This is a genomic window from Rheinheimera sp. UJ51 (assembly GCF_020819615.1).
GTDB lineage: Bacteria > Pseudomonadota > Gammaproteobacteria > Enterobacterales > Alteromonadaceae > Alishewanella > Alishewanella maricola.
This window is the reverse complement of sequence record NZ_JAJHOG010000004.1, coordinates 154,918-170,896: the sequence shown is the minus strand read 5'-3', so window position 1 is coordinate 170,896 and position 15,979 is coordinate 154,918. Positions and strand designations below refer to the sequence as shown.

Below are 15,979 nucleotides of genomic sequence, written 5' to 3'. Positions count from 1 at the left end.
GTTGTCACTTTTTAGTTTTATTTTTAAACAAAATATGGTAGAACCTTTGTTGAAAATAACAACAAAATCAACATCAGATGAGGCCGTAATATGGAAAGCTTCGAAGACTTACTGAATATGTTGGAACGACCTGCTGCGAAGACACGTGTGGTCAAACGCAAATGGCGTGAAATTGAAGAGCTGAAAGAGCGTCAACGTCTCAAAAAGGAACTCTGTGACATAGATTGGACCATCGAACCTGAACTAGATAACATTGAATTATAAACAATAGGCCCGCTACTCGTAGCGGGCCTATTGTTTTCATCACTGTGCTAGGATCGCATGCCAATTAATCGGCGTTTTACCCGCCGCTGTTAATAGGCTATTGGTCTGTAAAAAGTGTCCACATCCGAAAAACCCTCGGTGCGCCGATAAGGGTGAAGGATGCGGTGCCGTTAAAATATGATGGCGCTGAGCGTCAATCAGCCGGGCTTTCTTTTGCGCATGACTCCCCCACAATAAAAACACCACCTGTTCACAGTGGGCGGAAATTTGTTGGATAACGAAATCGGTAAACGGTTCCCAGCCAAGTTTCTGATGTGAATTCGGGCTATTCGCTTCCACGGTCAGCACCGTGTTCAGTAACAATACCCCTTGCTCAGCCCAGCGCTGTAAACAGCCTTGATCCGTGGCGGCAAAATCAGCATATTCCAGCGCCAGCTCTTTGTAGATGTTTCGTAGCGACGGCGGCACTTTTACCCCAGCTCGAACTGAAAAAGCTAGGCCATGTGCTTGATTTGGCCCGTGATAGGGATCCTGGCCTAAAATCACCACTTTTAGCTGTGCTAATGGCGTTAATTTAAACGCATTAAACACCTCATTACTCGGTGGATAAATCACCTTACCACTGGCTCGCGCTTGTTCAACCTGAGCCAGTAAGTCTAAAAAATATGGCTGCTGTTTTTCAGCAGCCAACACATCAGCCCACAGCATTATTGAGCAGCCGTTTGCCGAATCACTTGCTCTAAGGCACTAAAGTCAGCAGGGATCTCTAAATTTAAGCCCGGCTCAGCGGCACATTTAGCTAAAATTGCCGGTAACGCGATTGGATTGCCTAGAATATTCTCGACCTGCTCTTTAAACTTAGCCGGATGTGCCGTACCTAAGAAGATTCCAAACTCACCCGGTTGTAAACAACGTTTTAACGCTTTATAAGCCACGGCCGCATGCGGCTCGCTTAAATAACCTTCTTGCGCCAATAAACGCATACCGACTTGCGTATCGTCTTCATCAACCATGGTCGCTTCAATATCACTGCGGCTTATCACACCTTGCGCTAGCAATGCTTCAACCCGCGGCCAATTGTTAGGGGCACTGACATCCATGGCATTAGACAAGGTTGCACGGGTATCTTTTGGCTGCCATTCGCCATTTAACCAATAACGAGGCACCGTATCATTAAGATTGGTTGCAGCCACTAAGCGCTTGATCGGTAACCCCAAAGCTTTGGCAATTAAACCCGCCGTTAGGTTACCAAAGTTACCACTCGGCACCGCGATAACCACTTCTGAGCGTTTATCTACCGGTACTTGTGCCATAGCTTCAAAGTAATAACAGATTTGTGCAAACAAGCGGCTGATATTAATCGAGTTAGCCGAGTTGATATTAAACTCAGCAACCAGTGCTTTATGATCGAACACTTGTTTGACTAACGCTTGGCATTGATCAAAATCGCCTTCCACCGCTACGGTGGTAATATTTTCACCCAGCGTCGTAAACAGTTTTTCTTGCAGCATGCTGATTTTACCCTTCGGATACAAAATCACCACCTGCACGCCCGGTTGTTTAAAAAAAGCATGCGCCACGGCAGCCCCAGTATCGCCTGAAGTGGCAGTCACAATCGTAGTATGTTGTTGCTGCTGCGCTTGCGCTAAGGCTTGCGCCATAAAGCGCCCACCGAAATCTTTAAAAGCTAGCGTTGGGCCATGAAATAACTCTAGGCAATGCACTTGCTCGTTTACCGCAACCAGCGGTGCCGGAAAGGTAAAGGCGTGCGCAACCATCTGGTGTACTTGCTGCGGGCTGAGTTCATCACCAATTAGCGCAGATAAAATCTCCGCACTGCGTTGTACTAAGGGCAAACTCAGTAAATGCTCAATATCCAATTTGGGCCAACTGCTCGGGAAAAACAACCCTTGTTGCTGCCCTAGCCCCTGGCGTACGGCTTGTAAAAAACTGACCTGCTCTGCAGGTACTTTTAAATTATTTAATTGCATGCTTCTTCCTCCAGCGCCCGCGCGCCTGTATTCGCCAGACGACACACTACGGTGAGCGCATCTTGATTTTTTGCATAATGGGTTTGCAGATATTGAGCCGCGAAATCAGCCACAGCGCTACTATTACATACGGCAAATAACGTTGGCCCTGCGCCAGAGATACCTAAATGCAACACCCCTGCGTCAGTGAGCGCTGCTCGCAATGCCGTTAATTCAGGTAATAACGGCAAACGTGCCGGTTCAGCCACCAGATCTTGTAAAGCGGCCGCCGCATCAACGTCGTCGCTACTGTATAAGGCGCTAACAAAGCGACTTAAGGCACCTGCAAATTTAATGCTATGTGCTAACGAGAGTTGTTTTGGTAACACTTCACGTGCCGCTTTGGTGGATAACACGGTACCGGGGTAGCATAACACCACTTGCCAGTCTGCAAACCAAGGCAAACTGCGACAAATTGCCGGGCTATCCGGTAGCATTAATTGCAAGCCGCCAAAATAAGAAGGCGCGACATTGTCATAATGCACACTACCACTGACGCCCCCTTCAGCCGTCGCCATCAGTTGGAGCAGTTCAGTTTGACTAAAGGGCTGACCGAAATAATCGTTAAAGGCATAAAAAGCGACAACAATTGAGCAAGCACTAGAACCTAAACCGCTACCAACGGGTAGGTTTTTATGTAAGTGTAATTGCAAGCGAGGTAGCGTTTTACCTAACGCCTGCTCAAAAGCATAAAAGGCCTGGCTCACTAAATTATCCGTGGTACCTGCAGGTAACTGATGCACATAACGGCCACTGATGGTCAGCGATAAAGACTCCGCCTCGCCTAAGATATCTAATACATCGCCCAGCAAACTGCCATCTACTGGCGCAAAGGCTGCGCCAAGCAAATCGAAGCCGACCGACAAATTACCCGTCGATGCCGGAGCGTAATACCGTTTAATACTGTTTTTTTGCATTATTTATACCTGCTGCTGCCAACTTAGCGTGCGCATGATGTCGCTAAACACCCCTGCCGACGTCACTGCGGCTCCGGCACCATAGCCCCGCAGCACAAACGGGATAGGTTGATAATAACGACTTAACATCGATAAGGCGTTCTCGCCGTCTTTCACTTTTGCTAAGGGATGATCAACCGCTAACGCTTTAATGGCCACCTTACATTTACCATCACGAATTTCACCAATGTAACGTAGCACCTGCCCTGCTGCTTTGGCTTCGGCTAAGCGCTTTGCAAAATGCTCGTCAAGGCTGGGTAAACGCGCCATAAAGTCATCGATACTGCCACTGGCATCAAAATCGGCAGGTAATACAGACTCCACCTCGACATCACTTAAATCCAGCTGTAAACCCGACTCCCGAGCCATAATTAACAGCTTACGTGCGACATCCATACCCGATAAATCATCACGAGGATCTGGCTCAGTAAAGCCCAGCGCCTTGGCTTTGGCCGTTACGGTTGATAAAGCAACACCCGCTTCTAACTCACCAAAAATATAAGAGAGCGAACCAGATAAAATGCCTTCAAAGGCTAACAGTTCATCACCCGCATTAATTAAACCTTGCAGTGTATCAATGACCGGTAAGCCAGCGCCTACAGTGGTTTCATATAAGAAGCGACGACGCTGTTGCTGGGCAACCGTCCGTAGCTTGTGATAATAGTCTAAACTGGCCGTGTTGGCTTTTTTGTTGGGTGTCACGACATGAAAACCCGCCGCCAGAAAATCAGCATACTGGTCGGCAATTTGCTGTGAACTGGTGCAATCCACTAATACCGGGTTAATCAAATGCTGTTCTTGCACAAAACGATTTAATTCAGCCAAAGAGAAGGTTTGCTTGGCAGCCGGCAATTGTTGCTGCCACGACTCTAATGCTATGCCATCACCGGCTAATAATAACTGCTTACTGTTGGCAATGCCGTACACCGTTAAGCGCACTTGTCGTTGTTGCAAAAACGCTTGTTGACGATGGATTTGAGCCAATAACTCACTACCAACCACACCACAGCCCACCAAAAACACATCAATACTCGGGATATGGCTAAAAAAGTTTTCATGACACACTTTTACTGCACTTTGACAACTGCGTTGCTCTACCACCGCCGAGATCGAACGCTCACTGCTGTCTTGCGCTATCGCCACAACATTCACTCGGGCTTGCGCTAACGAGGCAAAGAACTTTGCGGCAACGCCTTTATGTTGGCGCATGCCATCCCCCACCAAGCTGACAATGGCCATATCAGATTGAATGATTAACGGTCGTAATAATTTGGTTTGTAATTCGAGTTCAAATTCTTGCTCTAACGCGCGTTTAGCGGCCTGCAAATGTAATTGTGGCACACAAAAACTGATACTGAATTCAGACGAAGATTGCGTGATCAAACTGACCGAGATCTGTGAACGTGCCATGGAAGCGAAAACCCGGCTTGCCATGCCAACGACACCTTTCAAGCCAGGGCCGGAAACAGTGATTAACGCTAAATGCTCTAGGCTTGAGATCCCTTTTACTAAGGCTTCACCATCACCGTCGTTATCGATACAGGTACCCGGTGCACTTGGGTTCAACGTATTTTTGATATAACACGGTATTTGCACTCGCGCTAAGGGGCCGATGGTTTTCGGATGCAGTACTTTGGCACCAAAGTACGATAGCTCCATCGCTTCATCATACGACAAACGATCAATTAAGCGCGTTTGTTTTACTTGCCGTGGATCGGCACTGTAAACACCATCAACGTCCGTCCAGATTTCACAGGCACTGGCTCGGATTGCCGCAGCGACGACTGCAGCAGAGTAATCTGAACCGTTTCGCCCCAATAAAGCCGTTTCGCCTTGAGCGTTGCTTGAAACAAAACCCGCTAACACATAGATACTGGCAGGCAAACCGGCAATGGCTTGTTGAAATTGTTGTGCCGTCGCTTCCACATCCGCGGTGGCATTTAAGAAATCACCATGGCTTTTCACTAATTTTACGGAATCAAGTGATGCGGCATCTGCACCACGCGCTTGCAACAACGCCGTCATCAGCGCCACGCTAAATTGTTCACCCAAGCCCAGAATTTGCGCCTTGATATGATCGGGACAGAAGCGTAATAGGCTCATACCCTGTAATCGCAAACTTAATTGTTCAATTTGCTGGGTAATTAACTGCTGCACAACCTGCTGCTGTGCGGCACTGATACCTACCACATCTTGCAATAGTTGCTGATAACGTTGCTGTAACTGTTGCAGTAGCGCTTGAAAATCGGCCCCCAAATAAGCCAGATCCGTTAATTCTACCAGCGTATTGGTCACCCCTTGTGGGGCCGATAAGACTAAACACACTTGTTCCGTCGTAGCTTGTTGCATCACGATCGTTGCCACTTCACTGAAGCGGGCAACTGACGCCAACGATGACCCACCAAATTTTAGCACCCTCATGTCTCTCTCCTCGCGCATTGTCGTCTTTCGTTGTTTTGCTATCGCAGACCCATCGCCATTATCGGCCAAAAAAAAACCCGAAACCTTTTGAGGTCACGGGCCTTTTTACAGACAACACACCGCCGACCTCCTACCCCGCAGGGTTGGTGGTGATAATAATCATGGTGAGTGCTGTCATTTTTATTTTCATGGGCACACTATGCACGGACTTATAGACGTCTGTCAATCCTTTTTCTGATTTAACTGGCTATCGCTGCGGCATTCCAAATACTGACCTGATTTCGGCCCGCTCGTTTGGCTTGATACAGGGCTTGATCGGCTTGTAAGATCAATTCATCTGCACTGTTCGATATTTGATGCAAACTCACGCCCGCGCTAATTGTCACCCGCGCTTTGGGTTCATGCTCGATAAAAGCTTGTTCTGATAATTGCAAACGGATCCGGTTGGCCACTTCTATTGCCCCATTTAAAGTGGTATCTGGCAGCACGACCGCAAAAGAGGCGCCACCGAAGCGTGCTAAGAGATCATTATCACGCAATAGCCCTGCACAATGACGCGCTAGCGACTGTAACAAGATATCTGCTACTTTGTGGCCATATTGGTCATTAAGGTGTTTAAACTGATCAATATCAAACATCATTAGCGATAATGGCCGCTCATAGCGCTCGGCTCGTGCGATTTCTAATAGTAATTGTTGCTGCCAAAATTGTCGATTCATCAAGCCGGTAAGACTATCTTGGCGGTCGTGAATTTTGAGTTGTTGCTGCGTCATTAATAATTGAGCGTGATAACGCGCTTGCTCACTGGCATCTTGGATCCACAAGCACAGAAATTGTTCGTGAGTTTGAGGGTGACGTAAGGCAATAAGCGTGCAATTTTGCGCCATATACACTTGTGTTTGGTCCAGGTGTTGTTGGCGAGGAAACTTCAGTAAATACAAGCGCTGTTGCCAGCTAATCTGTTCGGTTTGTTGGCTGGTCAACACACTCTGCATTTTCCGATTGAACCACGCTTTAGGCACTTCGGGAAACAAAGAAAAAAACGATTTGCCTACCAGCTCTCGCTCTGTCAATTCGCTATATCGGTAAATAAAGCTGTTGGCGTAACTGATTTGGCAATGCGAATTCAGTAACAAAACGCCACCAGGTAAATGTTGCACCATGGCTACTAATATCGACGAGATCACACAGATTCCTCTTTTTACCGCCAATTGCTGACTATTTTGCTATAACTATTTTAAATCTTACGCTTATTCGTTATGGTAACAGTAATACATAATAATAAAACGATGATCAATCTTAGGGTGATACCATGCAGCAACCCAGCTTGTCAAAAAAGCTGCTGACAAAAGTCTTATCAGTCTATTTTATTTTGACGCTCGTGGTGACCGTTGGCCAGATCGTTGCTGAATATTACAACGCCAAAAATTATATTAATAACGAGCTAACCACCTTACAAAACACCTTCGCTGGCAGTTTGACGCGGGCGATTTGGGAGCTCAACACCCCACAAACCTTAAATATTGCCGACGGCTTGTTAGCCATCCCAACCATTGAAGGGATTATTGTGCGGGACGATAACGGCGCCATTATTACTCAATCTGGCCGTTATATTGATATTCAACAACGCTTTAGCAACCAATTGGTGAGTGAAGAAGTCAGTTTAAGTGAACAAGGCTCGGGTATTTTTGGATTTACCTTTCCGTTAATCTTTGAGTTTTCTGGCAGAACAAGCCAAGTAGGCGATGTCACGCTATTTTCCAGCCGCGATATTGTTATCGAACGTATCAAAGTGGGTTTATATTTCTTAATTGCCAACGCAATGCTAAAAACCACTTTTTTAATTATCTTATTCTTACTGGCGTTTCGCCGTTATCTGATTGAACCTTTAGCTGATTTAAGCCAACAAATTGAAGATTTAGATCTCGACCAGTTGGATGGCAGCAAAGTCATTGTCGCAGAAGATCAAGGCGCCGAGTTATCCTTTATGGCAAATGCGTTTAACCGACTGCTGGCTCGCTTAAGCGACAATCAAGGCCAATTAAAACAAACACAGCAACAATTGCTGGTATCACATAATAAATTAGATCAACAAAACCTCTTATTAGAACAAGAAGTCGCGCGCAAAACCTCGGGGTTAAGTCAAGCGATGATGGATTTGCAGCAACAAAAACAAGAATTACTGCATAAAAAACAAGCTCTACGTGAAGAAATCGAACAGCGTGTGCAAACAGAAAGTAACTTACTGCAAAAACAACGTGAGCTGCAGGAGACCATTGATAACTTAAACTTAGCGCAAGACCGGCTAGTGCAATCTGAAAAAATGGCGGCACTCGGCGGTTTAGTCGCCGGTATTACACATGAAGTGAATACCCCTGTGGGGATTTGTGTTACGGCCACCAGCTTTTTAGATGAGCGTGTCAGCAAACTGAGCAGCGCTTATCAACAAAAACAGCTTACGCCCAAAATGCTCGAAGAATTCTTACAAGAAGCGCAACAAAGTACCGCCTTATTGCAATCAAATTTAACGCGAGCATCCGATCTGATTGCTAGCTTTAAACAAATCGCCGTGGATCAAGCCAGTGAAGCCACCCGCACCATCAATCTTTGCGACTATCTGAATGAAATTATTCGTTCATTACAGCCGCACTTTAAGAAAACCCAGTATCAAATTGAGGTGAACTGCGAAGAGAACATTATCCTAGATTGCCCTGCCGGTGCTATTTCACAAATTATTACCAACCTGTTGATGAACTCATTGATCCATGGCTTTGAAGACCGAGAGCATGGGCTGATCCGCATTACCGTGCTAGACAATGAGCACAATATTGATATCCATTATGCTGACGATGGTAAAGGGCTCGCGGCCGATCAATTAGCGCAATTATTTCATCCGTTTTTTACCACCAAGCGCAATCAGGGTGGCAGCGGCTTAGGTACGCATATCATCTATAACTTAGTTCGCCAAACGCTAGGTGGCAGCATTGAGGTCAGCAGCCAACTGGGCGCAGGCTTGCATTATCATATTTGTTTTCCTAAAAAACTAAATAGATAGCGCCGCTTGAAGCAGGGTATACTGCCGCTCTTTGCTGTAAAATGAGTAAAGTTTTTATGTGGTTTAAAAATATTCGGGTTTACAAACTCAGCGCTCCGCTGACAACAGATTTGGCCAGCCTTGAGCAAGCCTTCGCTGAATTTAAGTTCAGCCCTTGTACCGGCCAAGAAGCAGTGAAAAGTGGGTTTAGCTATCCACTGCATAACAGTATTAAACAATATTGCCATCAACAGCAGCACCGCTGGTTTTTTGCGATTAAGCGCCAAGAAAAGATCCTGCCTGCTGCCGTGATCAATGAAGAGTTACAACCCAAAATTGATGCTGCCGAGCAAGAACAAGGCCGCGCGTTAAGTCGCAAAGAAAAACAGGCTTTAAAAGAAGAGCTTATTCATACTTTACTGCCGCGTGCTTTCAGTCGTTCACAGCTGACTCAAGGTTATTATGATGCGCAACAAAACTGGTTGGTGATTAATAGCAGCAGTGCGAGTAAAGCAGAAGATATCTTGGCTTTACTGCGCAAAGCCATGGGTTCTTTACCGGCTTTACCTTGGTTAGACAGCCATAAACTGAATAGTCAGTTGCAACAATGGTTAAAGCATGAAGATTTACCCAAGGGCTTTATGCCAGGGGCGGAAGTCGAGTTAAAAGCGCCCGATGAAGAAGGTGCCAAGGTGCGCTTTAGTAATCATTTACTCAGCGCCGATGAAGTACAAACCCATTTACAAGATAAATTGGTTACACGCATCAGCTTGCAACAAACCGAAGGTGTCTCACTAACCATCACTGATGATGGCAGTATCAAACAAGTCAAATACCCAGATAGCGTTATTGAGCACAATGATGAACTGGGCTGGGATGATTTACCGGCACGATTAGATGCAGATTTGCTATTGATGGCGGACAGTGTCAACAATGCCCTGCTCGCCATCAGCGAGCAGGTGAATAGCCATCCGGAAAGTTAAGATTTATTGAAACAGTTGCCGAATGTCTTGGTACAGGTTGGCAATTTGCGGTTGTTGCATAAACTCCGGTACCGACACCACTTGCTGCGTAACATAATGCGTTAGCAATTGGTGTTGTTCTTCCGTTGATTTGTAATAACCGCGTGCTACGGCCGCTAAACGGATAAAATCCGTATAATCTAATTCTGGGCTGGCCTTACAGACGCGCCATGTTTTGGCTGCACGCTGCAACTCGTCATCAAAGCCCCACGCCTTTAACACTTTGACACTAATATAAGGCGCCGCCTTGTCGATCACACTGGTTAAAAAAATCGGATGCCCAAACACTTCTGGATGCCGTTCGGCTTCGGTGATCACGGCAAGCGCCCCAATATTATGCACTAACGCACATAACGTCATCACATCCGCACTTAACGTACATTGCTTATTCACTGTTTGATAGGCTTTTAAGCAGGCCACCGCGATCGCCGCGACCTGCACATTGTCTTGCCATAATTTATCTAAATGCTGCTGTACTTGTTTATATTGCGATATGAATAACTGCTCTACCGCCATCGCGGTGGCGATATTTTTAATTTGGCTTAAACCAATTCGAGTAACCGCTTGGTTTAAGGTGCTCACCTTAATAGAACGCCCCATAAAGGCGCTGTTAGCGACTTTCATCATCCGGGCTGTCAAGGAGGGGTCTTGTGAAATAACCTCTGCCATTTGCGCTAAGCTTACGCTGGCATCATCGGCTCGTTGCCGCACTCGTAACGCAATTTCTGGCAAGGTCGGTAAGACCAAGCGGTCATTACGGATCTTGTCATCTAAAATAGTCAGTAATGCTTGTTGTGCACTCATACTGCGCAGTCTCTCGGTTAATCAATGAAAACTCGTTATAGGGCTTAATAGTAAGCACCCTCGGTTTAAGCCGATCCGGTTACATTAAGCTTGCTCGATTATCTGCTGCATCTGTTGCAAGATAGCTTGCACCGCAGCCACATCTTGATGTTTTGCTATTTTTTCTAATTCGTCGGCAAGTTGGGTGAGTTGTGGGTACCCCATACTGCCCGCACTGCCTTTTAAACTATGGGCATCAAACTCTAGGCTAGACCAGGCTTGCTGCTGCAAAGCTAGCTCAAATTGCTGTAATAACGCCGGCAACTGCGCTTTAAAACGCGCTTTTAGCGCTTGCATAGCGGGATCCTGGGCTAAATGCTGATCCAACTCCTGTAATTTGCTTGACGTTGTTTTAGCATAACGACGCAACAAGGACAAAAATTCTTTTTGCACAATAGGCTTGCCAAGTAATTCCTGACACCCCGCTAGACGGTAACGCTCGGCATCCTCCGCCATCACATTAGCCGTCACTGCAATAATGGGGGTGTTCACGCCGGCCAGTCGGATCAATTGAGTGGCTTCTTCTCCACCCATCACAGGCATTTGCATATCCATAAAGATCACATCAAAACGGCCAGATAAAGCGCGCTCTACCGCTTGATGACCATTACTGACCAATTCATGATGCACTCCCACTTTATCTAGCATTAACGCCAGCAGCAGTTGGTTATCCGGGTTATCTTCCGCCACCAGCACATTAAGTTGCCACTGCGTGTCATGCTCGGTTATCGGCTCAGCAAGGGGTTCAACAGCCTCATATTGCTCAATCAGCTGCACTGTATCGCCAACGGGCAACAGTAATTCAAAGCTACTGCCAATGCCCTTGACACTTTCGACCAAAATATCGCCCGACATTTGCTCAATCAGTTTTTTCGAGATACACAGGCCTAGACCCGTTCCACCAAAATCGCGAGTAACGGTGGCATCGGCTTGCATAAACGGCTGGAATAAACGCTGTTGCTCATCGTTATTCATGCCAATGCCGGTGTCTTTTATTTTAATCGACAGCCGCGAATGTGCTGCATCATAACTGACCGCTAACAAGATCTTACCTTTACGGGTAAATTTCACGGCGTTACTGGTGAGATTTAATAACACCTGTCGTAAACGCAAGCTGTCCACATAAAGAGTTTGGGGTAACGGAAACTGAATGTGTAATTGACACTCTAGCCTCTTTTGACGGGCTTGCTCCTTGGTTTGCTGATAAATTTCATCGAGCATCGCTAGGTAATCGACCTGGCTTAATTGCAGCTCTAATTTGTCAGCTTCAATTTTTGATAAATCCAAAATATCGTTGATTAAGCCAAGCAAATGCTCGCTACTGCGCAGCACGCGGCGTAAATAATCCGAACGGGTTTCTTGTTCTGTTTCATTTAAGGCTTGCTCACTAAAACCAATAATCGCAGTCAATGGTGTGCGGATCTCATGGCTCATGTTAGCTAAAAATACACTTTTTAAACGGTTGGCTTGCTCGGCCACTTCACGCGCTAAAATTAATTCTTGGTTAGCTGAAGCTAAATCGTTATTGGCCCGGGCGAGATCTTGAGTACGACGCAATACCTTATCTTCGAGTTGCTGTTTATAGATTGTTTCACGTTCTCGGTACACGCGTAACTGCCGCACCATCACATTAAAAGCCGCGAACATATCACCGAGTTCATCTTGCTTACGTATTTCAAGTAATGTCGCAAAGTTACCGCGGCCAACCGCCGTTTTCGCTGCCGTCAGTTGTTTTACCGGGTTAAACACCTGATAAATCAGTATTTGGTGTATTAGAATAGGCACTGCGAAGATACAAAATAACGCGAACAACAAGATATACCATGGCCAGTTTAAAAACTGGCTATACATCTCGTCTGCATCCACGCCGTAGATCAGCTGATACGAGCCCGTTAAGTTTTTACCGAGTAAGAGTTTCGGTTGGCCCAGCAATAAACTATCAATAAAATGAGTATGATCAATGCTCTGCTGAATGATCCGATATTGACTGGGCGGGAAGGCACTACCGATTAAAGATTGATTGGCGGCATACGCAATGGTGGCGGCACGATTGACCAATAAAGTGACACTATTGGTTGAGACAGGGTTATTCGCAACTTGAGCAAAGGGCTCGGCATCGAGCACCATCAAAATATAACCCCACACTTGCCGACTCGCGCGACTATCCGCAAGGTAAAGCTTTTTCACAATAAAGACCTGCAATTGACGATCTACGCCATGTGGCGCCAGAAACACCGTTTGATCTTCGATCATCGCTTGTACTAAAGAAAAATACTCATTCCTAAAACGACTTGGTACCGTCGAAACCGCCTGTTGAGCTGGGTAAATCACATCCTCATCGCCATTTAGCCGCAACAACTTGATGGCTCGTAGCGTCTTATCTTGCGCCGCCACTTCTTGAAACAAGCTATCTACGGCCTGTTTATCTTCGGCGGAACCCGTTTGTAAATATTGATTAAGGCGTTTTGAAATGGTGAGTATCGACAGCTTAGTCTGATTAACTCTTAAATAGTCATTGAGGTATTGTTGTTGGTCGTTTAACTGCTGTGAAACCTGCTGAAACAATTGTTGTTGTTTGACGGTGTTACTGTAGTGATATGCCAAATAGCCTAACAACGCTAAAGGTAAAATCAATAGCGGCAGCATATAGATTAACAGTGTTTCCCGAAGCCTCATGCTGGCTTATGCCTATTATAATTGTTAATAACAATGGACTTACAGCATACTCAGCATTGCAGTCAGCGACAAGGGATCAGGCAGTTTTGACGACAAAAAGCAGATTTAACTCGGTTAACGCAAAGTCTGGTAGCCATGAACATGGCATAGCCTTGATGGGGCTAGATCGCATGGCGACCTAGCCCTGAGCTTTAGATAATTTTATTATCTTGCCAAAACTTTTCTTTTTCTAAGCGTTTTTGTCTTTTCTCACAAGGCTTATCGCAGTCACAAGCTTTATCGATGTTCAATTCACCTAAACCGCCACAACTTCCGGCAAGTGACTTACGTTGTAATAAATAACCGCTGGCCATTGCCACAACTACAACTAAAAATAACCCAAAGGTCATTAAAAAAATGGTCATTGTTCACCTCAAGGTTGAGTTAAATAAGGTTTAAAAGCATCTGATATATGTTCCACAAAACCGGCATCCGTTTTTTCAATAATTAATGCAGCAAGCTGCTGCTGATTAGCAAACGCCAGTGCCTCACTTGCCGACATCACATTTAACGCTGTGGCATAGGCATCTGCCGTCATAGCGGATGCATGCAGCACAGTGCTAGATACTGTTTTATGCTGGATGGGTTTACCCGTACGCGGATCAATTAAATGCGAGTAACGAATACCGTCTTCCTCAAAGTAATTACGATAATCACCCGAGGTAGCTACCGCGATTTGGTTTACCGCCATAATGCGTTGCACAGCACGTTCATGGTCGATCGGTTTTTCAATGGCCACTCGCCACTCACCATTAGGTTTTGCTGCACCTAAACGCATTTCGCCACCAATATCCACCAAAAAGCTTGTGATGCCTTGCGCTAATAAGATCTCTGCTAATTGATCGACGCCATAGCCCTTAGCTATCGTCGACAAATCAACAGTCACCCGCGGATCGCTTTTTTGTAACTCAGTGCCATTTAAACTGATTTTATCAATACCCACATGTTGGCGTATGGCTATTAACGCTTGCTCGTCAGGCGCATGTTCAATGCGACCTTGCGCACCGAAGCCCCACAATTCGACTAATGGCGCCACGGTAACATCAAGCACACCTTGCGTTTCGTGCCCGACACGAATGGCTTCGGCTATAACCAGTTGCGTACGGGTTGATAAGCTAAAAGGCTCGCTGCTCTGTTGGCGATTAAAGCGCATTAATTCAGATTCTGGTCGATAGGTCGACATCAGATCGTTTAATAGCTCTAACTCGGTATCAAAGGTGGCTTGCAGCGCGGTCAGATCCGGCTCTTGGTCACTGTAGAATTTCACAACATAATAAGTGCCCATCGTTTTACCTTCCACTTTGTATTCTGGGAAGGTTTGCTGCGGTTGGCACGCCGCAACCACTATAACGAACACTAACATTAGCAAGGGGCGAATAAATCGCATGTTCTGCTCCTGATAAAAATAAGGGGCGACTAAAAGTCACCCCTACTATTTTACCGCGTCACGCTTAGATTAACCACCAAAGTCATCTAATAGAATGTTGTCATCTTCTACGCCTAAGTCTTTCAGCATATTGATAACTGCTTTGTTCATCATTGGTGGACCACACATGTAGAACTCACAGTCTTCTGGTGCTTTGTGGTTCTTCAGGTAGTTTTCATAAATAACGTTATGGATAAAGCCCGTATAGCCCGTCCAGTTATCTTCTGGTTGTGGGTCAGATAACGCCACATGCCATTCGAAATTGTCGTTCTCTGCCGCTAGCATATCGAAATCTTCAACATAGAACATTTCGCGCTTCGAACGCGCACCGTACCAGAAACTGATCTTACGCTTGGTTTTTAAGCGGCGTAATTGGTCAAAGATATGTGAACGCATTGGCGCCATACCTGCACCACCACCGATAAAGACCATTTCAGCTTCAGTGTCTTTGGCATAGAACTCACCAAAAGGCCCTGAAATCGTTACTTTGTCGCCTTCTTTCAAAGACCAAATAAACGATGACATCTTACCGCAAGGCAGCGTCAGGTTATTAGGTGGCGGCGTAGCGATACGCACGTTCAGCATGATAATGCCTTCTTCTTCTGGATAGTTAGCCATTGAATAAGCACGAATAGTCGGCTCATCCACTTTTGACTCCAGTGTGAAGAATTTGAAACGTTCCCAATCACCACGGAATTGTGCAGGAACATCAAAATCTGCATATTTAACGTGATGCGCAGGCGCTTCAATTTGGATATAACCACCCGCACGGAAGGGTACTGATTCGCCATCAGGGATCTGCAGTTTCAGCTCTTTAATGAAAGTGGCTTTGTTATCGTTAGAAATAACCGAGCAATCCCATTTTTTAATACCGAAGATTTCTGCTTCGACTTCGATGTCCATGTCAGTTTTAACATTAACCTGACAAGACAAACGACAGCCTTCACGGGCCTGACCTTTAGTGATGTGACCCAGCTCGGTGGGTAAAATCTCACCACCGCCCTCGTGTACATGGACACGACACTGACCACAAGAACCACCGCCACCACAGGCGGATGACAAGAAGATACCGTTATCAGCTAATACGCTTAATAACTTACCGCCTGCTTTTGTTTTAATTGCTTTGCTCGGATCACCGTTAACACTGATCGTGATATCGCCACTGGCAACCAGTTTTGATTTGGCCGCTAGAATAATAAATACTAGCGCCAGTACCACGACAGTGAACATGCCAACGCCAAGATAAATCTCTTGCATGGTGTTATTCC

The 15,979-nt window shown here is 45.9% G+C and carries 13 protein-coding genes; 3 read left to right on the top strand and 10 right to left on the bottom strand.

Features of this window, described 5'->3' with window-relative positions; genetic code table 11:
* The first annotated feature begins 90 nt into the window (after positions 1-90).
* A complete protein-coding gene (locus LMJ53_RS06695) occupies positions 91-264 on the top strand; it encodes a DUF3545 family protein (RefSeq protein WP_229585368.1) in 174 nt (57 codons plus the stop codon).
* Positions 265-303: 39 nt separating this feature from the next.
* On the opposite strand, the gene ung is transcribed toward LMJ53_RS06695, so the two are convergent.
* The 5 genes from ung to LMJ53_RS17070 form a co-directional block, all read right to left on the bottom strand.
* Positions 304-972: a uracil-DNA glycosylase gene (ung, locus tag LMJ53_RS06690; protein ID WP_229585367.1), complete on the bottom strand. Its 669-nt coding sequence runs from the start codon at positions 970-972 to the stop codon at positions 304-306.
* Positions 972-2,255, bottom strand: a complete 1,284-nt coding sequence (thrC, locus tag LMJ53_RS06685) for a threonine synthase (protein ID WP_229585366.1) — start codon at positions 2,253-2,255, stop codon at positions 972-974. Before thrC ends, ung begins: the two co-directional genes overlap by 1 nt.
* Positions 2,246-3,211: a homoserine kinase gene (gene thrB, locus LMJ53_RS06680; RefSeq protein ID WP_229585365.1), complete on the bottom strand. Its 966-nt coding sequence runs from the start codon at positions 3,209-3,211 to the stop codon at positions 2,246-2,248. The genes thrC and thrB overlap by 10 nt, the downstream gene beginning before the upstream one ends.
* Before the next feature lie 3 nt (positions 3,212-3,214).
* On the bottom strand, positions 3,215-5,671 hold the full coding sequence (thrA, locus tag LMJ53_RS06675) for a bifunctional aspartate kinase/homoserine dehydrogenase I (RefSeq protein ID WP_229585364.1): 2,457 nt from the start codon (positions 5,669-5,671) through the stop codon (positions 3,215-3,217).
* Between the two features lie 239 nt (positions 5,672-5,910).
* Positions 5,911-6,858 carry a sensor domain-containing diguanylate cyclase gene (locus LMJ53_RS17070; RefSeq protein WP_229585363.1) on the bottom strand — a complete coding sequence of 316 codons (948 nt, stop codon included), beginning with the start codon at positions 6,856-6,858 and terminating at the stop codon, positions 5,911-5,913.
* 125 nt (positions 6,859-6,983) lie between these two features.
* On the opposite strand from LMJ53_RS17070, the gene LMJ53_RS06665 reads away from it, so the two are divergent.
* Entirely contained in the window at positions 6,984-8,726 is a 1,743-nt protein-coding gene (locus tag LMJ53_RS06665) for a sensor histidine kinase (protein WP_229585362.1), read from the top strand.
* Between the two features lie 56 nt (positions 8,727-8,782).
* Positions 8,783-9,688: a recombination-associated protein RdgC gene (locus LMJ53_RS06660; RefSeq protein WP_229585361.1), complete on the top strand. Its 906-nt coding sequence runs from the start codon at positions 8,783-8,785 to the stop codon at positions 9,686-9,688.
* Between the two features lie 3 nt (positions 9,689-9,691).
* Here LMJ53_RS06660 and LMJ53_RS06655 read toward each other — a convergent pair whose 3' ends face one another.
* The 5 genes from LMJ53_RS06655 to nqrF form a co-directional block, all read right to left on the bottom strand.
* A complete protein-coding gene (locus LMJ53_RS06655; protein ID WP_229585360.1) occupies positions 9,692-10,531 on the bottom strand; it encodes an HDOD domain-containing protein in 840 nt (279 codons plus the stop codon).
* 84 nt (positions 10,532-10,615) lie between these two features.
* A complete protein-coding gene (locus LMJ53_RS06650; RefSeq protein WP_229585359.1) occupies positions 10,616-13,246 on the bottom strand; it encodes an ATP-binding protein in 2,631 nt (876 codons plus the stop codon).
* Between the two features lie 191 nt (positions 13,247-13,437).
* Positions 13,438-13,650, bottom strand: a complete 213-nt coding sequence (nqrM, locus tag LMJ53_RS06645; RefSeq protein ID WP_226749576.1) for a (Na+)-NQR maturation NqrM — start codon at positions 13,648-13,650, stop codon at positions 13,438-13,440.
* 8 nt (positions 13,651-13,658) lie between these two features.
* A complete protein-coding gene (locus tag LMJ53_RS06640; RefSeq protein WP_229585358.1) occupies positions 13,659-14,672 on the bottom strand; it encodes an FAD:protein FMN transferase in 1,014 nt (337 codons plus the stop codon).
* A gap of 69 nt (positions 14,673-14,741) precedes the next feature.
* Positions 14,742-15,968: an NADH:ubiquinone reductase (Na(+)-transporting) subunit F gene (gene nqrF, locus LMJ53_RS06635; protein WP_229585357.1), complete on the bottom strand. Its 1,227-nt coding sequence runs from the start codon at positions 15,966-15,968 to the stop codon at positions 14,742-14,744.
* Between the last annotated feature and the right edge of the window lie 11 nt (positions 15,969-15,979).